The sequence below is a fragment of the Emticicia sp. MM genome (assembly GCF_001649495.1).
Window position 1 is genome coordinate 70,051 of the sequence record NZ_LXHX01000091.1, and the last position, 24,238, is coordinate 94,288.

Annotated in this window: 17 protein-coding genes; 1 reads left to right on the plus strand and 16 read right to left on the minus strand. The window is 39.2% G+C overall.

The features are described from left to right. Positions 1-10: 10 nt before the first annotated feature. From A6M55_RS10915 to A6M55_RS10965, 11 genes are all read right to left on the minus strand, one after another. Positions 11-1,189: a Gfo/Idh/MocA family protein gene (locus A6M55_RS10915; RefSeq protein ID WP_064197615.1), complete on the minus strand. Its 1,179-nt coding sequence runs from the start codon at positions 1,187-1,189 to the stop codon at positions 11-13. A gap of 94 nt (positions 1,190-1,283) precedes the next feature. After that, positions 1,284-2,315, minus strand: a complete 1,032-nt coding sequence (locus tag A6M55_RS10920) for a sugar phosphate isomerase/epimerase (protein ID WP_064197616.1) — start codon at positions 2,313-2,315, stop codon at positions 1,284-1,286. A gap of 96 nt (positions 2,316-2,411) precedes the next feature. Next, a complete protein-coding gene (locus A6M55_RS10925) occupies positions 2,412-3,614 on the minus strand; it encodes a hypothetical protein (RefSeq protein WP_064197617.1) in 1,203 nt (400 codons plus the stop codon). 347 nt (positions 3,615-3,961) lie between these two features. Beyond that, positions 3,962-4,990 carry an aldose 1-epimerase family protein gene (locus A6M55_RS10930; protein ID WP_064197618.1) on the minus strand — a complete coding sequence of 343 codons (1,029 nt, stop codon included), beginning with the start codon at positions 4,988-4,990 and terminating at the stop codon, positions 3,962-3,964. 40 nt (positions 4,991-5,030) lie between these two features. Continuing rightward, on the minus strand, positions 5,031-5,840 hold the full coding sequence (locus A6M55_RS10935) for an alpha/beta fold hydrolase (protein ID WP_064197619.1): 810 nt from the start codon (positions 5,838-5,840) through the stop codon (positions 5,031-5,033). A 9-nt stretch (positions 5,841-5,849) separates the two neighbouring features. Continuing rightward, positions 5,850-6,677, minus strand: coding sequence for a sugar phosphate isomerase/epimerase (locus A6M55_RS10940; RefSeq protein ID WP_064197620.1), 828 nt, complete (start codon positions 6,675-6,677; stop codon positions 5,850-5,852). Positions 6,678-6,846: 169 nt separating this feature from the next. After that, the gene (locus A6M55_RS10945) at positions 6,847-7,698 is read right to left on the minus strand and encodes a sugar phosphate isomerase/epimerase (protein ID WP_064197621.1); all 852 of its coding nucleotides are present in this window, start codon (positions 7,696-7,698) and stop codon (positions 6,847-6,849) included. 106 nt (positions 7,699-7,804) lie between these two features. Beyond that, positions 7,805-8,581, minus strand: coding sequence for a DUF1080 domain-containing protein (locus A6M55_RS10950; RefSeq protein WP_064197622.1), 777 nt, complete (start codon positions 8,579-8,581; stop codon positions 7,805-7,807). A 138-nt stretch (positions 8,582-8,719) separates the two neighbouring features. Then, entirely contained in the window at positions 8,720-11,398 is a 2,679-nt protein-coding gene (locus tag A6M55_RS10955; protein WP_064197623.1) for a c-type cytochrome, read from the minus strand. 123 nt (positions 11,399-11,521) lie between these two features. Continuing rightward, positions 11,522-13,030, minus strand: coding sequence for a RagB/SusD family nutrient uptake outer membrane protein (locus A6M55_RS10960; protein WP_064197624.1), 1,509 nt, complete (start codon positions 13,028-13,030; stop codon positions 11,522-11,524). 22 nt (positions 13,031-13,052) lie between these two features. Then, positions 13,053-16,091: a TonB-dependent receptor gene (locus A6M55_RS10965; protein WP_229235513.1), complete on the minus strand. Its 3,039-nt coding sequence runs from the start codon at positions 16,089-16,091 to the stop codon at positions 13,053-13,055. Positions 16,092-16,469: 378 nt separating this feature from the next. Between A6M55_RS10965 and A6M55_RS10970 the strand changes: the two genes are divergently transcribed. Then, on the plus strand, positions 16,470-16,958 hold the full coding sequence (locus tag A6M55_RS10970) for a GyrI-like domain-containing protein (protein ID WP_064197626.1): 489 nt from the start codon (positions 16,470-16,472) through the stop codon (positions 16,956-16,958). A gap of 43 nt (positions 16,959-17,001) precedes the next feature. Here the strand turns inward: A6M55_RS10970 and A6M55_RS10975 are convergent, their stop codons facing one another. From A6M55_RS10975 to A6M55_RS10995, 5 genes are all read right to left on the minus strand, one after another. After that, positions 17,002-19,254 carry a TonB-dependent receptor gene (locus A6M55_RS10975; protein WP_064197627.1) on the minus strand — a complete coding sequence of 751 codons (2,253 nt, stop codon included), beginning with the start codon at positions 19,252-19,254 and terminating at the stop codon, positions 17,002-17,004. 122 nt (positions 19,255-19,376) lie between these two features. Then, a complete protein-coding gene (locus A6M55_RS10980) occupies positions 19,377-20,684 on the minus strand; it encodes a HupE/UreJ family protein (protein WP_064197628.1) in 1,308 nt (435 codons plus the stop codon). A 92-nt stretch (positions 20,685-20,776) separates the two neighbouring features. Next, positions 20,777-22,183 carry a DUF3500 domain-containing protein gene (locus A6M55_RS10985; RefSeq protein ID WP_064197629.1) on the minus strand — a complete coding sequence of 469 codons (1,407 nt, stop codon included), beginning with the start codon at positions 22,181-22,183 and terminating at the stop codon, positions 20,777-20,779. A gap of 170 nt (positions 22,184-22,353) precedes the next feature. Beyond that, positions 22,354-23,109 carry a LytTR family DNA-binding domain-containing protein gene (locus A6M55_RS10990; protein ID WP_064197630.1) on the minus strand — a complete coding sequence of 252 codons (756 nt, stop codon included), beginning with the start codon at positions 23,107-23,109 and terminating at the stop codon, positions 22,354-22,356. Continuing rightward, positions 23,109-24,152, minus strand: a complete 1,044-nt coding sequence (locus tag A6M55_RS10995; RefSeq protein ID WP_064197631.1) for a sensor histidine kinase — start codon at positions 24,150-24,152, stop codon at positions 23,109-23,111. The genes A6M55_RS10990 and A6M55_RS10995 overlap by 1 nt, the downstream gene beginning before the upstream one ends. Positions 24,153-24,238 lie beyond the last annotated feature (86 nt).

Genomic DNA, 24,238 nt, shown 5'->3' on the forward strand with positions numbered 1-24,238 from the left:
AATCATTTTTTTACACAAAATCACCATCTACATTAGTATCTTTCCAGCTTCTTGAATTGGCAGAATCAATGACCGCTGCACAAACTTTTTGGGTTTGAAGGGCATCTTTGAATGTTGGAGAACAATCTTCGCCAGTTTCTAAACTTTTCAAGAAATCAGCCACTTGATGAATAAAACTATGCTCATAACCAATACCACAACCAGGAATCCACCATTTATTCATATAAGGTTGGTCGCCATCGGTCACATGAATCGAACGCCATCCACGAACAATTGAATCATCACGGTGGTCGAAATATTCAAGACGATTGAGGTCGTGTAAATCCCAACGAATAGAAGCATCAGCACCGTTAATTTCAAACGTATAAAGAGCTTTGTGTCCACGTGCGTAACGAGTAGATTCAAAAAGACCAAGTGAGCCATTTGCAAAATGACAATGGAAAATACAAGCATCATCAATTCCAACAGGTTCAACTTTGCCAGTTAACTGGTGCATACGCTCTTTTACAAAAGTCTCGGTAACGGCAGAAACATCGGTTATTGCCCCATTGAGCCACATGGCTGTATCAATACAGTGAGCCAGAAGGTCGCCTGTTACACCCGAACCAGCTGCACCTACATCCATTCGCCATAAGCCCTCTCCACCTTGTGGGAGGTCAGCATTGATAGTCCAATCCTGTAAGAAATTAGCTCTATAATGATATATTTTACCCAGTTTTCCAGATTCAATGATTTGTTTTGCTAAGGTAACTGCTGGCATTCTACGGTAGTTATACCACACAGTAGTTTTCAATGGTTTGCCATCTATTCCCGCTTTGTCGATGGCATCAACCATTATTTGTCCTTCTTCCAAAGTACGAGCTAAAGGTTTTTCACACAAAATCATTTTCCCTGCCGCTGCCGCTGCCAAAGCAATTTCAGCGTGCGAATCGTTGGGTGTACAAATATCAACGGCATCAATATCATCACGGGCAATGAGTTTTCTCCAATCGGTTTCGATAGATTCAAAGCCCCATTGGTCGGCAAATGCTTGTACTTTTGCCTCATTTCGTGAGCAAACCGCCTTCAATACAGGCGTATATTCCAATTCAGGAAAGAAATTTGTAATGCGATTATATCCATTAGAATGAGCTCTTCCCATAAGGCCCGTTCCTATTAATCCGATTCTAAGAGGTTTCTTCGTTGACATAGTTTTATAGATTTTTAGACAGGAGAGGGTTAGACAAGAGACAAGAGAATAGTATTATTTATCTCATGTCTTTTGTCCAATATCTTATATAAATTTATGCTTCATACCACCCATGTTGTTTTCTAACATTTATCATGGCAGCCAAAATATCATTCCATGTTTTTGGTTGAGTCATGACAGCATTATCAAACATACAGCCGTCCCAACAAATGTGGCGGAAAGCTTTGGTCAATTCGCCCGCATCATTGCGAAGCCAAAGACCTGCATCATGAGTAATATCCAATTTACCATTAGGGTCAGTAGCTTGGCAGTGGCGACCAGTTTTATCGTGTGAGCCTGTTCCGTGAACTGTGCCATCGTTTTGAGCTACGTGGAAGTCAATCGTCCATGGGCGAAGAGCATCAGTTAATTTTCTTAATCCTGCAAGGAATGTTTCTCTATCTCCCCACTGAAAATCTTCGGGAAGAATACGAGCTTCGGGAGCATTATAACCAAGCAAGTAAAGCGTAGTATGCGACATATCCGCTTGGAAACCAATATTTGGGCGGTCAACGGCTTCGAGTGTATCAATCATGGCTTTCCATGAGTGCATTCCTCCCCAGCAGATTTCTCCTTCGGCAGCGAGTCTTTCACCATAATCGGCAGCTATATCGCACGCCTCTCTAAATGTCTGTGCAATCAATTTTGTATTACCTACGGGGTCGGCTGCCCAAGCGTGAGGAGTACTCGCTGAATCAATTCTGACAATTCCGTTGGGGCGAATGCCCATTTCACGCAGTTTTTGACCAATATGGCATGATTTACGAACCATTTCTACAAAGTTGGCTCGCTCTTCTTTGCTTCCCATTGCTGGTCCACCCCAAATCGGAGCAACCAAACTACCAATTTCAAGACCATGTTTTGATACTTTATCGGCTAATCTTTTGATGGCATCATCTGAAGTATCAAGGTCGTAATGAGGGTCGAAAAGTCCTAAATCAACACCATCAAATTTTACACCATCTACTTCGGCAGCAGCTGTCATTTCGAGCATCGTATCCAATGAAATTGGTGGCTCTGAGTCAGGTCCTTTTCCTACAATACCCGGCCATGTGGCATTGTGGAGTTTAGGATAATTATTTTCCATTTATTTAATAGATTTTTAGGTTGAATACCCCCCTCCCCTAAAGGGGAGCTATTATTTTAAAGTTGATTGTTTTACTCCCCTTTAGGGGTTGGGGGTTTATAAAACTAAATCAGGGTTATTTGGTCCGAAATGTTTAAGCATTACGATTGGGTCATTAGCAGAATGATTCGTGATAGTGACACCCTCTATGGCTGCTTTTTCGGTGATGAAGAACTCATCGTTTGTGAGCTGTCCATAACGAATCAAGGCAGGGGTTTCGATATTCCAAACGCCCATTTTACCGTGTCCTTGCATCATGATTATACCATAAGCAGCACTGTCTTTAATCGTTACGGTTTGTCCTGGAAAAACGGTTAGTTCTTTAGCAGAAAATGCTTCTGAACGATAACAAACCCATTTTTCTATATAGCCTTCTGCTTCCATTTCTGCCACGTCTTTTACGGGTTTTGGCTGCATAAAACGAGTTTCGAGCAAATTTGGATTGGTATTTAATTCCCAATCAATTACCCCCATTAGTTGGTCATAATCGCCAATTTGGTCAGGAGGTGTACCGTTCCACAATAATTCTTCTGGAATAACTGCCTCATTTACCAAAGATTGATACATCGCAAAAACATCAGATGCTTTTTGTGGCTCGTAAGTACACAAACTACCTGGTGCATGAAGCATTCCTGGGGGAACATCCCAGCCAGTTCCTGGAATTAATGGAAACGCTTGCGAATACATCGTGATTTTATTATCACCTTTCGTGAAATTCATCAAACATTCTTTGATTTGCTCTTTGGTTGTGCCTGGGGCAATACCAAAAAATGTATAAGGAAAATCTCCCCCGTGATTGTTTAATTGTGGCGGATAATAATAGGCTTCGGGCTTGCCGAGTTGACCAATTTTAGCTGCTTCTTCGTCGTTATGATGAATATGGTGTGGTAAAGGCCCCATATTATCAAAAAACTTAGAGTACATCGGCCAACTTTTATACTCATTCCAGAGGCGTTCGCCAATGATTTCTGCACCAAGTTCGTCGATTGCATCTTTCAAAAGCACTTTTTCATCGCCTACGATAACGAAGCTTAAACCTTCATTTTCGCCAGTTAACGGGCCATTTTTTGCAGGAGTTGTTGACGAAAGCCAACGCTCGTCGATTCCGCCACGAACACCACCGAGTACGTAATAATCATCGGGATGAAGTTTTATTCTGCGGCCTGGCACACAAAACGAACGTGGAACCCAAGTCGGTGCTAATCGTAAAATTCCTTTTCCTTGTTCTAAAGCTTTTTGTGCTATACTTAAATTTGACATAATGTAATGGTTATTATAGAGTTGAATTATGTTCCTTTTAGTTATGTGTTATAGTTTTAGTGCTTTGAATTTTGTAAAATTTGATTTTCTTAAACCTAATTTTAAAGGCCTTTAATTAACTTACCCTAAAAGGGTTTATACAAATTAACTAAGGGCAACGCCCTTAAAAAACATATTAACAAGGCCTTAAAGCCCTGAAAGGGCGAAATATTGGATAAAAACTTGTGTTGCACTTTCAGTGCGTATGAGTTTTAGTGTTACTCAATAATAGGGCATTGGCCCTATTTTAATATGTTATGCCCTTTCAGGGCTAAAAAATACAACTACCTACTTTTATTGATTTTATCCTAAATTTCTTTCGCTCTGATTTCCAAATCAAAACTTCTTATTTCATAAGAATTCAAAAAAATCAGTTCATTATTAGCTCTTGCTTGGGCTTGTCCGATTGGTGGATTAGTGGCGGGTTCAATGCCTGTTACGTATTCGCCTTTACCCCAATGTTGCCAATTAACTAAGTGTGGTAATTGGTCTTTTTTGAAATTAATTTCTACTTTCAGACCAAGTTTAGGGTTATGAAGCCCTGCAACGCAAATACCTGAATCATCAGCATTTGGGTCTATAAATACTACTTCTTCACCAGTGCCGAGGTGGTCGTCAATAGGTGCTGGGCAGGTTTTAAAATTATTTCCTTCTTTAAATATTTTAGCATTTTCATTGCCAAAACGAGGTTTCCATTTTCCCTCCCAAAGTATTTTTGTGCCTTCATCAACCATTGGATACCCAAAATTGAAATGATACATCAGCATGAGCGGTGCGGGCGTATTTCCTCGATTGATAACTTCATCATGTATTCGGAGCATTGGTTCTCCGAGAACTCCCGAAATGGTTCTTTTCAACTCTAAACTTGGTCCAAAAACTTTGGTTTCTTTGATGATTCCTGTTATACTAAACTCCATTTTTCCCACAACTGGGTCGGGCTGAATAATCGAAACAATTTCGGCAGGAAGATTTGAAATATTTCCATGAATACCTCTTTCGCCAAACTCATCTTTTTCGGGGCCGCCCACGTGCGAGAGTCCGCAAGTGGTTAAGAGTCCACCGCCAAAAGTTTTTAACCAATCAATTCCTCGGTCTGAGTTGGGTTGCGGAGCATTAAATCCTCCATGGCTTAGCCACGCTAAAGAATGTTGGTTATAAAATGCCTCGGCAATATCCATTCCTCTATCAATGACCACTTTATATCTCAGCCCAGTTCCTGTGTTTATCCAAGCAATTCGATTTCCACGACCTAAGCCATTATCAAGAACGGAAGTTTCGATGCCCCCCACTTGGGCATGATTTGAAATTTTATCTCTGCAATTTTGTATTCCGCTCATTTAAAATAAAGTTTGACAAAGTTTTTACATTGAAAGTATTTTAATGGCTCAATAACCAGTCGGTCACTCGGGTATTAAAATCTTCGACGTTTTCAAAATGGAAGGCATGACCCGCTTTTTCATAAAGGAAAAGTTCGGCGTTGGGCATCGTTACCACAATTTCATTGGCCATCCATTCAGGTGTAAAAATATCTTCTTTACCACCAATTACGAGAGTAGCCTGCAAAACTGAGCTTAACTCTGCCAGCACCGAATGATTAATACACGCCGCTGCCTGACCTTTTAGGCCGTGTAAGGGCTGTGGGTTCGGGTCTAAATGAGCATTTTTTCGACCTTCCTTCAGTTCGGCCGCAAATTTTTCATCGTCCCACGAAGCTTTTGAATAAATCAATAGCTGAATATAAAGACTGAATTCTTCGGGACTAAACTTTGCTTTGCAATTGACGATGTGCTGAAAAATGCCTTTGGCGGCATTGTCGCAACGAGCCCACGGACACATCAACACCAAAGATTTTACTTTCTTGGGGTGTCTGATTGCTAATTGCTGAGCAATAGTACTGCCCATTGAGCAGCCAATTACGTAGGCGTTTTCGATTTGAAGCTCATCGAGCAAACCAGCATAATCATCAGCCATCATTGCCGTTGAATAATCTCCTTCGGGTTTATCGGTCTGCCCTACTCCTCGGTTATCTCCGATAATACATCTAAAATGTTTCTCGAAATACGCAGTATGAGGCTCCCAAACTCCACCAGAGGCCGTAATTCCCATTATCATCAAAAGTGGTGGAGCAGTAGTTGAACCACGCTCTTCGTAGTAAAAATTGATTTCGTTTGTTTGTACGAATGGCATACAACTCAACTATTTAAGGTTAGGAATTAAGTCGTTTAATATCCAATTTCCATCGTGAAGGGTTACGAAATCTGGGTCTTCCAAAGCTTCTTCTCCTTCGTCTTCACAAATAATCCAACCTTTATAATTAATATCTTTGAGCCATTGCGTAATTGAAAGTAGGTCAACTTTTCCTTTGCCCATTAAAGCAAATTCGGGTTCTCCATTCCAGTCTTTATAGTGAACATGGTTGATAAGTGACGCATATTCTTTCATTTTTTCAAGCGGATTCATATCCCCATTGATGATATGACCCACATCGGGTGTCCAACCAGTTACCGAACTATCCAATGATTCTAAAACTACTTTGTAATCTGATGCTGTTCGGATAATTGAACTATGAGGAGAGTTCGGGTGAAAACTGCAAGGAATACCTTTGTCGGCAGCTCTTTTAGAAACTGTATTAACGATATTTACCAAATTTCGCTGGCGGTTTTCTAAATCGTGGCGACCCGTTGGAATCTGCACGGTATTTAAAACTGCTCCAGGAAAACGCTCCAGCAATGCAATGGCATTATCGGCAATTTGCTTTTCGTTTTCTGATTCTTCCGTTCCATTCCATTCTAAAGCTAAGGCGAGAGCGGCCAGTTCGATGCCTTGTTCTTTTAGTTTTGCCTCCAAGCGGTCGGCATCAACTAAATCGCCCATCCAAGTAAAAATTGGTTGAATTCCGGTGAAACCCGCTTTGGCAATCACTTCTATCATGTGGCCCAGCCGACCTTGGTGCGTTTGGCCATTGCCACTCATAAACCATGTATAAACTTCCGAACCAAATCGAAAAGGCAATTTTTCTTTCATTTTTAATCTGCTTTTATATCTTTACTCTGGATTTTAGAATTACTTTATCATTCAATGCTGAATCTTAGTTGTCGTAGTATTTCGCTACGATGTAGCTCGAAATGGGAAAAACATATTATTTTCTACAAATATTGAGCAGCTCTGCCGCAAAATGTAGAACCTAAATTTCTTACAATCCGTGTTTTTGACACATTTCTTTGATGAATTTCAAACCACCCTCGGCAATGTGCCACGGGTCGTTGTATTCACGCCAAACGTTGATGGCATTAGCAAAGTCTGGGTCATTTCTCGAAAAAGCCTCAATCGTTAGCCAACCTTTATAGTTTGCGGCAGATAGTGCGGCAAAAGCATCATTGAACGGAACGTGTCCGTCACCTGGGGTGCCTCGGTCGTTTTCGCTGATATGTACGTGGCTCAAGTACGGAGCAATGGTATTGATTGCCGTAGCATATTTTTTCTCCTCGATATTGGCATGATGCGTATCGAACATGGCTCGAACATTCGGATGATTGACCATTGTTATCAATTTAGCCAATTGTTCCATCGTGTTGCACAAATAGCACTCAAAACGATTGAGGGCTTCAGGAGCTAAAATAATGTTGGCTTGCTTGGCGTGTTCGCCTGCTTGATGCAAGATTTCGGCAGCCCTTTTGTATTCTTCGTCGAGAGCGGGATGTGCCTCGAAGTGTGCATGAGCTGAATGAAAAGGCCCACAGAGAACCGTCGAACCTAAATCATACGAGCGGTCGATTGCCCATTTTATTCGGTCTAAACCTTTCTGACGTACACTTGCCGACTCATTGATGGGGTTGGCATCGGGACTAACTACTGTAACCGTTGTAACCTCCAAACCAATAGCCTTTGAGTGTTGGCCTACTACTTTATACGCATTTTCGTCGGTTGCTCCTACAAAATACTCTACGCCATCATAACCAATGGTTTTTAATCTTTCAATAATCGGAAATAACTCCTCTGAAACATTGGCCGACCATGCCAAAACGTTGAATCCTATTTTATTCATATTTTAGATATTAGACATGAGACAAAAGACAAGAGAAAAACCTATTACGTAAAAAGAAGTAAATAGAAAAGTCTCATGTCTCTTATCTTTTCTCCCTTGTCTTGTCTTATTTCAATTCTTTAATTCTTAGATTACGATACTGCACTTTCATGGGTGGGCCTACGTGGACTTGCACGCCCAAAATACCTTTCGATTTTCCATTTACTAAATCATTATCGGTTACATCACTCATCAGAATATCGTTGATGTAATGCTGTAAACGATTGCCTTTGATTACCAAGTGAAAAGTATTCCAATCTTGTTTTTTGATTTTAGTTTTCAGAGCCTCATTTTCACCTAAACTTCCTGTTACTTTTAATTCTGTCCAAGCATTTTTTTGTACTTTTTTGCGAACTTCCTCGGGAGTCATTGGATTCGCTTGAGGGTTTATGCTCGTAATTTGCCCACGATAAGCTAAGGTTGTTCGGCCTCGTTCTTCGTAGTTTTGACCTGTATAAGTGTTATTTCCATCAATATCTGCCTGATAACCTCGTAAAGCATATTGAATATCAGGAAGTTTTACACTTCTATAATTAATTCCTGAATTGCCTTTTTCGGTGATATTAAACTCGCCTTTTAGCTCAAAATCTGCTGGTTCTCCCCCTTTCCATGTAATGAATGAATTGGTTTTGAGTAAGGTTTCGGGGGTGATTTCGCCAACTAAATTGCCGTTTTCTACTCGCCAATATTTAGTGTCTCCTTCCCAGCCATTAAGCGTTTTTCCATCGAAAATTGACTTGAAACCCTTTTCACTTTGAGCCGTATTTGAAACTTTACAACCAATTGCCAAGATAGCAATTAGAACTGCAATATTCCAAGGTTTTATATTATTTTTTGTTGTCATTGGTATATGATTAAAAAGAGTATTCTGTTTTTAATTCTCTATTGTTAAACGCATAGGCTTCATTTTAAATATGCCTGTCCAAATTCGTTGTAACTCCTTCAAACAAGCATATTAAACTTAATCAAATCTACTCTCTACTTATTTTTTTTGTTTAAACATGGCATTACTTTCACTTCCTCCCGACATCAAATATGCCATCAAATCTTTCAATTCTTCTTCATTCAAACTATTTATCAAACCACCAAACATGATTGATGCAGCCGATGGTTTTGAAGAAATCACATTCTTTTTCAAAACTTTCTCCAACTCATTTGGAGCGTAAGGATTTTGAGAAATATAATAAGCAGTTTTGTCTTCATTGACCAAACGCCCTACAATTGAGCTACCATTTTTCAAACTATAATAAGTAGCCGCATATTGGTCAGAAACCGTTTTATCAGGCATAATGATTGACTCCAACATATCTTTTGAAGAGAAACGGGTATATAATTGACTTAAATCTGGCCCAATCGCTCCACCATCACCTTTCATCGAATGACACATTTTGCAGGTAGTTGCAGCATACATGGCTTTACCATTATCAAAATCTCTATCTACTAATCCTTTTTCGATGATTGGAAGAGCATTTTCCATTCTCCAGTTTCTTCCTGGGCCTTTTGGTGCGGTTAATGAGATAAAATCATTGCCGTTTTTACTCAAGCGTTCTGCCCCAGCCAATTTTTCAAAATAGGATCTTTTGCTATCAGGGACATTTTTCAAGGCCAATTTCAACGACCTATCCAAGAAACCGATATAACTGTTTCCGCCTTTGTATTCAAAAGCTTTGTAATACCATTTAAAATACTTGTCTTGAAGCTCGGGAGTCCAACCTTCTTTTGCCAGACTCAACATTACTGCATAATACGTGTGCTGAGCTGGTGGCAAATTGGCCAACATTGCGGCAATATCCTTTCCATATTGAGGGTTTCTCAAAATCAAATCACTTGAAGCAGTAGCCGTTTCAATATTCAGAGCATCGCTTCCTGGCTCAGTTTTAACATCCATCAAAGCCATTGTTTTTGCAACTGCTTCTGGGGCATCTAAGTAAATCAATAGTTTACTCAATGAGCGATTTAAGTGAGCAGTATTAGCTGGATAAAGTGGGTTTAGATAGGCAATTACTTTGGTTTTGAGTGTTGCGTCAGGCTGTCCCATACGCAAGAACGCCAATTCAAAGGCTCTTAATAAATCTAATTGTTGAGATTGCTGTAGAGCCTTGAAGTTTACGCCCAAAAGTGCGTTTACAATTTCATTTTTCTTAGAACCGTCACCCATACGAATCAATGAAATCAATGATTGCGTAAGAGCAACCGGGTCTTTTTCTTTCAAAGCTAAATCTTGCCATTGTGCAACTGGTTGGTGCTCTAAAGCCAAACGTGCGGCATAACGAATGAATCTATCTGGACTTTTTAACTGAGGCCAAGCCGTAGCTACCGCCGCAGGATTTGGTCCGCCAGTATGGAATTTCTCCAAACTTCTACGCAGAGCATTGGCTGAATTGATAGGAGCGGCAGCAATTGGAGCTGTGCTTTCGTTACCCACATAAGAAACACGGTATAAATCACAATCTAAGCGACGACCGCCTGTTAGGAAATATAAAGCACCATCTGGACCAATTGCACCATCGGTCAATGGAAGTGGAATACCCGATAAAAACTCTTCTCTTTCACCCGAAAAACTCGAACCCGCAGGCTTGAGATGAATGGCGTGCATTACACCAAAAGTCCAGTCGAAAGCCAAGAGAGTATTTTTATATTTTGCAGGAAATTTAGCATCTTTCAAATGTAATAAATTGGTTGGCGAACCTTGTCCGATGTTAATAACAGGAGGAAGATTATCAGGAAACGTTGGCGACCATTTGCTGTTTCCTGTTCTCCAACCAAATTCTGAGGCACTCGTTGCGTGCGTAATACGAGTTGGGCGATACCACGGCAAGCCAAAATCCCATTCCATATCGGCATCATAGACAAACAAATCGCCGTTGGCATCAAAAGCCATATCGAAGGCATTTCTATAACCCGCACTCACAAGCTCCCATTTTTTACCTTCGGGGTCAAGGTTTGCAATCCAACCTCCTGGGGCCATGCGGTCGTTGGCGTGTCCACGTGGGTCTTTTATGAGTGGAAATAAGTTGTCTTCTTTCCAATTAGATGGCAGTCTGTATGAATCTAAAGGTGGCACATCGGTGTGGTTTCCGTTTATTACATAAAGCGATTTTTTGTCAGGTGAAAGCACGATGCTATGAGGGCCGTGTTCGCCATCGCCTACAAGTTCTTTTAGTAAAGTAACTTTATCAAATTGGTCATCGTTATCGGTATCTTGAAGACGATACAATCCACTTTTTTTAGTAAAAATCTTATTACCCTTACTATTATTTATCATTACGTAAAGGCTATTGAACGCATAGAGCAAGCCATGTGCATAGCCCATACCCATTGTATCGGTAGCAGGTCCAACTTTTAACTTTTCAACATCAGATGCAGCTATTTTACCGTCAACTGCGGGCATTTTTAAGCGAAATAGTTTTCCGTATTGGTCTGAACAAATCATTCGACCTTTGTCATCGAATGTCATCGAAACCCAAGAACCTATTTTGTTTTCAGATGGGCTAAAAAGGTGTTCAGCTTTAAATCCTGCTGGATATTTTAGCTTGTCGAGTTTTGGGTCGCCTACGGTTATTGCCGATAGGTTAGGTTCATTTAGTAGCGTAAATGAAGCAGCCGTTGCGATTGCGACTATTCCAAGTCCCAGTTTAATGGTGTTTTTTGTAGAAAACATGATAAAGTAAGGGTTAAATATTTATGGTCGAATAGTGTAATTTCGTCTCTAAATATTCGCTGTATATTGTCGAGTAGAAATTCACTTACAATATACAGCGAAAAAAAGTATTATTAAAAAAAATTAAAAATATGGCGATAAAGCGGCCTCATCAGCTGGTAGTCCATATAATACACTAATATTAGTAAAAGCATTACTTCTCGGCACTGCACCTTCTGGATAATAATAAGCCACAGGATTTGCTTTTACTCGATTGCCATACGCCGTAATAACTTCAACGGCTGTACCCGTACGAACAAGGTCAAACCAACGTTTATTTTCAAAAGCCAGTTCGCTTCTGCGGTCTTGATAAATTTGTGTTCGTAAAGCTGCCTGTGCTGTTGCAGTTGCAGCAGGTAAGCCAGCACGACTACGTACTTGATTCAAGATTGGTAATGCTTCTGACATTTTACCTTGCTCAGTTAAAGCTTCTGCTAAATACAACAACGTTTCTGCGTAACGATAAATCGGAAAATTATTTCCCGTATTGCCATGCAACGAGTGTGTCTTCGCAAACTTTCTGTTATAAGGGAATCTTTTATCTGCTCTTAAACTTCCCGAAATCGTTACATAGGCAATTGTGCCATCTAATCGTTTATCACCTTTCTCAAACGAAGCTATGAGGTCAGGAGTTGGAGCTCCGTTTCCTTCGCCAGTGAGTGGCTGCGGATTTGAAGTACCAGAAATTGGCTTCAATTCGTCAGGACTCATTGGGCGTGGCATATAATTATACATAATGGCTCCGTTTAGGCCTGCCGCTCCTTCCAAAAACTGCACTTCAAAAATAGACTCTGCATTGTTTTTGTTACCAGTATTTGTCGAGAAAGCGTCATTAAAATCGGGCATCAACTTATACTCATTACTTGCCACTATTTCTTTCAATAGTTTTTCAGCATCTGCCCATTTTTTCTGTACCATATAAACATTTGCCAATAACATTCTTGCAGTTCCTGAGGTAACTCTACCTGCTTCTTGTTTTGATTTTGGGAATAAACCAGTAATGGCCGCAGTAGCATCTTTAATAATTTGTGCATAAACTTCATCAACGCTCGCCAGTGGCAATGCTGCTTCTTGACGATTCGTTACAGGAGTAAGGTGTAAAGGCACTTTACCAAAGTACTGAACTAATTCAAAATAGGCATAAGCTCTCAAAAACTGAGCTTGGCCTTTCAGGTTATTCTTCGATTCTGCATTAAAATCAACGGCATCAATCGAAGCCAAAATTTGATTGGCACGTGCAATTATTTGATAATCAAGACGATACTGATTCAGCACGTGCGTATTAGATGTAACACCATTAGCGGTAGGTATTGCAAAATCGGCAATATCTTCTTGCTGCTCGGTTGCTCCAAAAAGGATATTTCTGTAATAATAGGCGTTGTCAGAGTGCATTTCGCCTAAAAGCCAAGCACGGTCGTTGACGATTGCCCGTAAAGGCACATAGTTGGCATTGACTGCTTGCTGAAAGTCAGCTTCTTTTGTAAAGAATATGGCCGTACTGAGATTCGTTTCTGGGACAACTGTTAAAAAGTCTTTATCACAACTCATTAAGCCCAAAAACATAAACAGTGCTGTTGTTGTTATCTTTTTCATTATCTTATAGTAATTTCGTTAATTAAAAGTTCAAGTTTATACCAACAGTATAAGTTCTTGGAACTGGATAGTTCGATAAATCAATACCTTGACTTAAGTTACCACCGTTTCCATTTCCATCGGCTTGTGCCGATGTTTCTGGATTTGGCCCGCCCCAGTATTTTGTAAATACATAAAGCTGTTGTACGGAAGCATAAACACGAGCTGACTTGAATATTTTATTACTCTTCGGAATTGTATAACCAACTGTTACGTTTTTGATGGTGAAGAATGAAGCATCAGCAATAAAACGGCTGTTCATCCAGTCTCTTTCGATACCTGTTACGTTTCCACCGCCAACGGTTGTTCCATACATTCCTTTACCTGGATTTGCTTCCGAACGGAAACGGTATTTTACTTCGGCAACCATATTGAATACACCATCAAGGTTAGCAGTACTATAAATATGACGAACCAACAACTGATTGCCTTGTGAGCCCGACCCAACGATACTCGCATCAAAATTGCCATAAGTGAAATTATTGGTGATACCATACGTAAACGTTGGGAAAGGATTACCCATGATTACTCTATCATCAAAGTCTCCTCCATTCGTAATGATACCATCACCGTTTTGGTCGGTTAATTTAATACTTCCAACTACCGAACGGCCAGGAACTTGTGGCGAACTCTTTAAATCTTCGGCATTTTTGTAAACTCCTTGCGAGATATGTCCATAGAATTGTCCGAAAGGTTTGCCTACCTGAGTGATATGGAAAGTTCCATAAACACGGTCGATACCATCGGCTAATGCTATTACTTTATTACGATTGAATGAGATATTGGCGTTGGTACTCCATTTAAACTTACCAGTTGTATTTTTTGTATTCAAAGCAAATTCATGACCCCAAAACTTAATTTCTCCGATATTATCATTAAAGTTACCAAAACCAGCTTCTTGAGCAATTTGAACGCTATACAATAAGTTGGTTGTACGTTTTGTGTAATAATCATAAATAAAGGTGATACGGTCGTTTAGAAAACCTAAATCTAAACCAACGTCCACTTGTTTAGTAGTCTCCCAACCTAAATTGCTATTTGCTAAGGTTGAAACAACTGCACCTGGAGCAACAGTACTACCAAATACAGCATTCACAGTATTATTTACCAAAGCGTAAGGAGTATAGTTACCGATATTATTATTGCCAATTACACCATAACTTGCTCTTAATTTAGCAAATGATACTTTTGGCATTGATTTCATGAAATCTTCATCAGAAATAACCCACCCTGCCGAAAACGATGGGAAAGTACCCCAACGGTTATTTGAACCAAAACGAGAAGAACCGTCACGACGAACAGCCGCTGTAAATAAATATTTACCTCTGAAATTATAGGTTAATCTTGATAAAAGTGAAGTCAATGCCCACTCTTGAACACCTGTATTTGTACCACCACGGCTGATATTGATAGCTCCTTGTACAGTTGGGAGGCGGTCATCAGCATAAGTATCTGCCTGAATTCTTGTGCTTTCTTGTGTAAATTTTTGTTGAGAAAAACCACCTAAGAGTTCAAAATTATGGTCGCCGACACTTTTTGTGTAAGTAGCTAAGTTTTCATTCAACCAAGTGAGGTTTTCAACATTCTGACGAATAGAAACGGCTGTTGTTGGAATGGCCACATTGATTGCACTTGTTGCAGTTGATGGATTAAAGAAGAAAAACTTAGAACGCAACATTTCTACGTTGAAAGTAGATTTCAATACCAAATCTTTGATTGGACGATACTGAATAAAAGCATTTGTGAGCAAATTGGTTGTTGTAGTTTCGTTAACTAATTCGTTAGCGGCTCTTACCCAGTTAGGATAGGCAAAGATATTTCCTGTACTGGCAGGGAATCTATTGAATAAAGTCAACGTTTTTCCATCTGCTTCATAAATCGGCATTACTGGCCAAGTGTGTAAGGCATTAAACAAAATACCCGTTCCACGGTCACCATCAGTACGTGGCGTATTATCAAAAACATACTGTGGAGCAACATTAAAACCAACCGTTACTTTATCAGAAATATCATATTCTGAGTTCATTCTTAACGAATATCTTTTGTACTCATTATTTAGTACAACCCCCTGCTGATTGAAAACCCCACCAACAAATGATGTTCGTGAACGTTCTTTATTAGACGTAACCGTCAAATTATAACTTTGTAGAGGTGCTTTTCTCAATAATGCCTTATACCAGTTATTATCTTTTCCTGCATATTGTGAAGGATTTTGGAACTCGGCAGGAACAGGTTGTTTGGCATCTTCGTAGTATTCTTTCTTAAATTGTGCAAATTCTTCGGCCGTAAGCATTTGTATTAATCCTCTATCTGGTACTTCTTGCATACCAACAAAAGTATTAAAGCTTACATTTGTACCATTAGATTTACCTTTTTTGGTTGTAATCAAAACAACACCATTAGCCGCACGAGAACCGTATAATGATGTAGAAGAAGCATCTTTCAAGATAGAAATATCTTCAATTTCATCTGGGTTCATTGCTCCAATATCACCCGTAATAGGGAAACCATCAATGACATAAAGTGGGTCGCTACCAGCCGAAACCGATAGTTGTCCACGAATTCTGACGCTCATCCCCTGCCCTGGTTTACCTGTAGTCTGATTGATTTGTACGCCAGCCAACTGCCCTTGTAGCTTTTGTGTAACTTGCGATACAGGAATATCTTTTATTTCTTTCGATCCAATTGTCTGCACGGCTCCTGTAACATTCTTCTTTAACTGGCTACCGTAGCCAACAACAACGATTTCACTCAATAATTTATCATCAAGGCTCAAAGAAACATTTATTTCTTTTTGTCCAGTATAAACAACCTCATTGGCCGTATAACCCACAAAGCTGAATACTAAAGTTGAGTTGTTTGGTACCTCTAATTTGTAGCTACCATCGGCATCAGACTGTGTACCTCGATTGATACCTTTGATAGTTACACTCACCCCCACCAATGCTTCGCCATTTTGGCCAGTCACTTTGCCCTTGACCTGTTGGGCAAAAGCAAATGAAGTACAAAACAAACCCAGCATCAGCGAGAAAATACTCGCATAGCGTTTTGTTTTGTACAAAGTAAATCTTTGTCTCATTTGATTAATGTTTTAGGTTGAAAATAGAATGGTTATTCATATAAGGATATTATTCCTTGATATTATACAAATATTAAAACTTCTCAGGAAAGCACTATCCTGTACTGTACTGTGCTGTATCAAGAAAAAATAGTATTATTTGAAGTTTTCGGAGCAAAAAGTAGACAAAATAGAATAAACAATACAAGTTTTATATTTTTGCTTTTTTACCTATCAAACAAAAATTGAGACGAGATAAAAGAATGTGCCAATGAAAAGGCGTTTATTTACGTTTAAGAAAAAACTTCCATTTAATTTGATAAAAAATATCAATTTTCATTCATGAATGCTCCAATTCTAAGAAACTTAGAACAAAAAAAACTCATCGGCAAAAAGCTTGAAATGAGTTATGTAAATAACAGAACAGGCGAATTATGGCGAAGTTTTATGCCCAGACGCAAAGAAATTACCAATAATATTGGCTCGGAACTTTACTCGATGCAGATTTACAATAGCTTTTTTGATTTTCAGAACTTTAACCCCAACGATAATTTTACAAAATGGGCAGCCGTGGAAGTGACTGATTTTGAGCAAATTCCAGAAAATATGGAAAGTTATACGCTCAAAGGTGGACTTTATGCAGTATTCACGCACAAAGGTTCTTCGTTGGACTTTCAACGAACATTTCAATACATTTTTGGCGTTTGGTTACCAAATTCTGACTATCAGATTGACAACCGAGAACATTTTGAACTTTTGGGTGAAAACTATAAAAACGAAAGCCCCGATTCGGAAGAAGAAGTTTGGATACCGATAAAGTTGAAAGTATAACCTTTTGGGTGACTGAGCGAATTGTTCCCCCACCCAAAATAAATCAAAAACTCACACTAAAGCTCAACTTAGCATTAAATGGAGTGCCTGGAGTGAAATGAATTTCTTCGACTGAGTTTAACTCATTCTGTAAACGGCTTTCGGTAGCAAATTGGGTTTCTTTCCATTTTGTATTAAAAATATTTTGCATTGAAAGTCCGACTGAATAACGATTCTTGGTATAGTTCAATAGAGCATCACTGATAAAATAGCCTTTTGCTACGATACTATTGTCTTCGTTGGCTGGTCTATCTCCTACATAACGGTAGCGTAAACTTCCACTAAATCCTTTATAATTTTTAAACGTTAACCCACCAATACTTGTCCATTTTACGGCTAAAGGTATGAGGTTTTGGCCTTCGGTTTCTCCGATGGCTCTTGGCTTTGCATAATTTACATCAGCATCAAAAAATAAGTTTTTTGTTAGTTGATAACGCATCGACACATCAAAACCTGTTCTTTTTGATTGTCCAGAAGGCTCAACTACGCCCGCATCGCCTACATACACAAACTCTTGATTAAGCCACAAATACCAATAAGCTGCATTAATAACCATTTTCGGGAAAGGTTTCCAAATTGTACCTAAATCTGAACCGTAAGCGGCTGGTAAAATCTCCAAACCGTTTTGTTCGACAACCGCACGAGTATCGTTTGAGTGAAATCCTTTACCGAGATTCAGATAAAACTGCAAGTTTTGATTCTTGGTATAATACAAATTCAGTTTTGGAGAAACAATAGAAGCATTGGCTTTGAAAATTGTATTATTCTGTAATTTATCAAGGTATTGATTATTGAAATAATCGAATCGAAGACCAGCCGTGAGCGACAATTTTGGACTTAGCTGAATTGTTTCATCAATGTATGCACCAACGTTTGCTTCGTTTACATCGCCCAGCTTGATACTTTCGAGTAATGTTGTTTTGTCTTTTGTGTGCGAAAGTTCCGAATCCTTGGTTAGATCGTGTCGATAATTTACGCCAATATTTAAAGTTGCTTGTTTTGTCCCTAAACCGTGAGCAATCGAATAATTTGAGTTATATCCCCACAAATTTCTGCCTTCTTTTTGCTTAATTTGGTCGCCATTGATGGAGTCTTCCAAGAAAAAAGTAAAGTTTGAAAACAGCTCAAAATTATAGTTTGAATAAAAAACTTGGTTTTTCCAAACGTGGTTTCTTTTGGTTAAAGTCAAAAACTCAGCATTGGCATTGGTTCGGCTCGTTTGTCCACCTTCATTTGGGTCGATTGCTCCGTAGAAACCGATTTGTCCAGACTCAACGGCACGGTCGGGAATTTGTCCCGAAGCATTCCATTTACTCCAAAAGGTTGAAGCGGTGAAAGTTAAACTTGTATTTTTGGTGATATGCCCATGATATTTCCCCAGTAAGTTTAAACGATTGAAAGCCTGTGGAGCATCGAAATACGCATCCGAATAATTATATTCACCTGCTAAATAAGCATTTTGGTTCTTATCTTGGGCTTTTTTGCCTAAAATATTAGCAGCACCCACCAAACGATACGTATTAAACTGTCCGACTTCAACTTTGGCAAAATTTTGCTCTAAAACTTTTTTCGTACGGAAATTTGCCCAACCTGCTGTGCTAAAATTTCCTTTATCGGCATCATAAAGTCCCTTTTTGAAATCTACGCCATCAATCAATTCGGGAATGATAAAGTGAGCATCGGCATAGCCTTGTCCGTGTGCGTGCGAAACCATATTGATTGGCACGCCATCGGCAGTTAAGTTAATATCCGTGCCATGGTCAATATCAAAACCACGTAAAAAAATCTGTTCGGCTTTACCTCCGCCAGCATGTTGGCCAATTACCAAACCTGGCACAATTCGTAACACTTCTTGCGAATTATTGATGGTTCTGAGTTTAATATCCAAACTTGAAATGAGCTGTTGATGCTGTGGATTTGCGGCCGAAACTTTCACTTCTTCGAGCGAAAATTCGGCATTTTTCAATGTAAACTCAACCGTACTGGCTTCGTCTTCTTTTACGATAACCATTTGATTTTGAGCAACATAACCCATAAATGACACTTCAATTTTATAAGGAGCTGGTGAAAGATTATTGATTTGAAAATAGCCTGATTCATCGGTGACTACTCCTCGATTTTGCCCGACGAGACTAACACTTGCCCCTCTGATGGGTAGTTTTGTTTGAGCATCGGTAATCTTACCTACTATACTTCCGAGATGAGCAAATGCAGTTGAAGTTGTGAAGAAAAATAAAATAAATTTAAAAAAATTCATTGGTTTGTATTTGAGATGAAGTGAGTCTTAGCTTACAAAATTAGATGCTACATCGCATTTTAAAAACTTTTATTGATAGAAAGACTTAGTAAAAGTTTTCTAAAATAATATTTATGCCTCTATCAAATCACTTTTTTATTCTTGAAAAAATAGGTAATCACTGAAACTATCATCAAAATACCCAGCAACCAAACTGCATAATTAGCAGCTTTTTCTATTGCTATTGTAATAAAATTTGGTGTTTCGGAAAGTCGTTCGATAATCCATCCGATAGCTGCTAATCCTGCCAAAATTGCCCCAAATACTCTAAAAACTGTATAAAATGAGGTTCGACTAAGCAAAAGTAACCACGGAATCACGGCTACAATCACAGCCAGTTGCATAAGTTCGATGCCGATATTGAACCCCAAAATACTCAAGGCCATTTTACTCGTACTGAGATTCAAATCTTGCAAAGTATAAGCGAACGCAAGGCCATGAATCAAACCAAAACCAAGAGCAATGTGCGTTTCTTTGTTGGGAAAAAAAGGTTTGATAGCATGAATTGCCGATACCAAAATGGATACTCCAATCAGTACTTCGATAGGTTTGCTTGGCAGAAAAACCCAACCTAAAGCCCCAAGCAAAAGCGTGACTGAATGTCCAATTGTAAAAGCTGTAACAACTTTGAAGATATGCAACAAGCTTTCTCGAACCGAGCGAGCCGAAGCCCATTTTTTTTGATTAACCACCAACGGAATGGGCAGTAAAAGCACTAAAAGAAACAATAAATGGTCTGTTCCTTCCGAAATATGTTTAGTTCCGAGCGAAACCATGCTTTTAAAGCCCATCCAAACACTGCCTTGTTGAAGGCTAATCTGAAACGGATTGAGTTTATTATTCACAACGTCCCATTCTATTACGCCCACTTGTTGCATGGTGATGTCGGACGGCGTACCGTCTTCGTGCATGATGCCTTGTTGCCAATCTTGTTTGATGGCAATAAGTGCCTTGTGACTCGCCACTTGATGCAAGATTACGTCATAATCGAAGTAAAAATTTCGGAGGTCATAGTGTTGCGGTGGAGTCATCGAAAAAGCTATTACGAGTTCTTTGTATTCGCCCGAAAGTTCGTTTTTTGTTTCATTCACTTGCATTTCTCCAAGTCGAACATTCCATAATTTCCCATCAAAAGTGCGTGGTCGGATATGTTTTAGCAGATAAATTCTTAGAGAATCTCCCAAACGTTCTATTAAACGCTCAGAATTATCATTTACGCCCATTCCAATAGCCGACTGTAACTCACCCAAAGGCAATTGAATTTCGCCCGAAATATTTTTTTCGTGAATCTTCAAAATGACCATCGAGCTGGGCATTGGGTGGGCTATCACTTCTCTCTCACAAAAAGTAACTATTGATACTACTAAAATTATTATTTTGATTCGATTCATTGCTTTTTAAAAAATTATTACGAGTTAGAGACGTTGCATGCAACGTCTCTACGTACAACCCTATTTTTTATCTTCAATTTAACTCTCTCAAATCAATTTGCACCGTAATCCGATTTTCTATCTCTCCAAACAGCGTGTGGGTGAACACTATTTCGGATAACAATTCCACCCTGCATCGACCACTCAATCCAAACACTTGGGCCATCAATCAAAATATAATCGCCTTGTGTTGCCATTGTTGTGCTTCCATAATACGATACGTAGGTTTCATCAAGTTCTGATTTGTATTTAGCCAAAACTGCGGCGGCGGCTTTGTCGTCGAGTTCATCTACCCATGTTTTAATGGCAAGCATCAATAAATCTTTTTGGGCAGAAGTAAGATTTCCTGCTTTTACACCTGTTTTAGTTGACGGAAAAGCGGCATCTTTTTGTGGCCCAGCAATCAAGTCATTTTGAGCTGATGCACGTTTGGCCGTTGTTAATTCTGTCGAACTTAAACTTTTTAAGAAATTGGCAAAAGTAGCGGTTTCTTGTACCAATGGCTGTACGGTTTTACCAGTATTGATCGATGTCCAAGTTGGATATGGCTCAGTTGAGCGGAAATTTGGCGTTCCACCAGTCATTTTGCCACCGCTATAAGTAAATATATTTGTTCCGTGATGTCCGCCAATTTGTAAACACCATAAACCCGTTGTGCTTGGTGTTCCCAAAAATCCGATGTAATAATTACCCGAACCATAGCCACTTCCACCGCCATTTGCTCCGAGATAATCATCAGCATCTAAAATACCCGTGTATTCTTCGTAGCCTTCATTGGCAGTTGTGCTTGTCGATACTTTCAAAAGAGCCAAAAATGCAGCTTTTTGAGTAGTCGATAAAGTGGATGTTTGCAAGCCAACTCTACCTTTATAAATAGATTCTGGGAAGTTTGACCACTTTTGGGCGTGGGCTTTTGTGTAGGTATATTGCAATGCTGCTACTTGAGTTGAAGATAAGGTAGCTTTAAAAGCTTCTGCTGCTTTAACAATAGCATCCATGTCTGTTTCGATAGCCCAAGCGGAAGTGCTTGTGCTTGTGCCTGTACCAGTGCTTGCCGCCGAAACCGTCATCGAAAAACTACACGATTGTCCACCAACTGTAACAGCAAAAGTAGCAGTACCAGCCGCCGAAGGTGTACCTGTAATGGCAAAAGTTACCGAACCAGCTCCCGAAGCCAATGTTCCTGCTGCCAAAGTTGCTGTCAGACCTGTTACACCAGTGGAAGCAATACCCGAACCTGCCGAATAAGCGGCACCGTTTCCACCTGTATAAGGCACTGTGGCTGTGCCTGTAAATGCGGTGCTGGCTGTTGGTGTGGCTGAAAAAGTAGCTGCCGAACAATTGATTGCCGTTACGGTTGCAGTGGTAGTTGTGGTACTGGCCACTTCAGTTTTTTCACAAGCAATAATCGTTAAGGCTGCACTAATTGTAAGGCTCAAAAATGCGTTTTTGAATTTCATAAAATTTATCAGTTTATAATATTTAGTACTGATATTATAGACGTTGAAACTCAAAATTAGGTGGGGTAAAAAGAAGACTTTGAAAGTGAAAAGGAAAAAATGAGAGGTGAACCGTCGATACGTCGAACCGTCGATACGTCGAACCGTCGAAATTTTGTCGGTAGTTTAAATCATCTTTCTTCAAACCATTTTTTGAATGGTGTAACTTTCTCTTTACTGATTATGGCTTCGTAAGGCGATGTAGGGCGGGTTTTAACCAAAACTCTGCTATTGATATAAGGTTCAATCTCAAGAATACTTTCTCTCGAAAGAATAAATTGCCTATTGGCTCTTATAAATTCGTGCGGGTCGAGTTGGTTTTCAAGGTCTTCAAGTTTGAAATCAAGGATAAACTTTCTGCTATCGAATAATTGACCGAAAACTAAGCCATTTTCTATGAAAAAGTAAGCAAATTCACTTGATTTGATGGGTAAAAGTTTATCTCGATACCGCACTAAAAAACTTTTTCGATAGCTTTTTGGTGAAAAGACCTGCTGTTTAATCAACTCATTGAGGGTTTCTTGTTTGACTAAAGTTTGATTATTAAACTTTTCGATGGCAAAACGCAATGAATCGGCATCAAGTGGTTTTAGAATATAATCAACACTATTGAGCTTGAAGGCTCGAATGGCAAACTCATCAAAGGCAGTAATAAAAATGATAGGTGCATTGATTTTTACTTGCTCATAAATTTCAAAAGAAATGCCATCGGCCAACTGAATATCCGAAAATATCAAATCAGGGCTTTCGTTTGTCGTAAACCATTTTATCGCCTCCTCGACAGTTTCGATAATTGCCAGAATTTCACAACTTATGTTTAGTTGATTTAATAAAAATTTTAATTGGTTCGATGCTGCTGACTCGTCTTCTATGATTAGTATTTTCATCAGATTAAAGGTAAAATCACCGTAAACTCTTTTTCATTTTGCTCAATTTCTACCTCTTGGCTTGCCAAAATCTTGAATCGTTCGTTGAGATTGACTAAACCAATGCCAGTTCCTTCCGAATTTATCTTGCGATTGAGCGTATTTTTAACAATAATTGTTTTCTTGTTTTCATTCATTTCAACCCAAATTTTCATCGGCGAAGCCGTAGAAATAACGTTATGTTTAATGACATTTTCGATGAGCAATTGCAACGAAAGCGGCGGAATTTTGAAGGGAATATCTCCGATATTTCTGACTATTTTCAGGTTATCGCCAAATCTTATCTGTAACAGAAAAATATAGTTTTCGAGCAGAGCGAGTTCTTCTTTCAGCGGTACCAACGACTGCTCTTGCATGCTCAATGAATACCGCAAAACCTGCGAAAGTTTTTGTAAATATCGCTGACTTTTTTCCTTGTCTTCATTAATCAGCCAACTGAGGGTATTGAGCGAGTTGAATAAAAAGTGAGGATTCAGTTGGTTTTTTAATGCAGATAGTTGAACCAATAGGTTTTCATTTTTGAGGTGTTCGTTTTCGAGTAAAATCTCACTTTTTTGTTCATTTTCGACTAAAAACTTGCTAAAAACATAAGCTATTCCTAAAATCAGAACCCCACGAATGGCGACCGTAACAAACATCATACTCGCATGAATCCCAATTACGAAAAAATTAAGCCCGCCCAACGAAGTAATAAATACCACAAGTAGCAATAAGAAATACCAAATTTGCTTAGATTTTTTGCCCAGAAAATACTGACGGAATACCTCAATCATGATAATGGCAAATAAAAAACACAAGAAAATTTGCAAGAAAATATCCAAACCTGCCATTTTTTGACTTTCCAGCATGGGCGGCTTATGAGCATGAAATTGATTGGGATGTGGAGGCTTTTGCCCGATAGACAAATGAGGCAATTGCAATGCGATAAACGGGAAGTTTACAAAAACAGCCACCAACAACGAAAAGCCCCAAATAAATCGTTGTATTGCAGGATTTTTAATCATCTTGTTGGTATTTAGAGAAAAAACAAAATTAACCCTTTTCTGATTTTATTATCAAAAAAAGAAAGTGAATAGGAAAATTTGGCGTT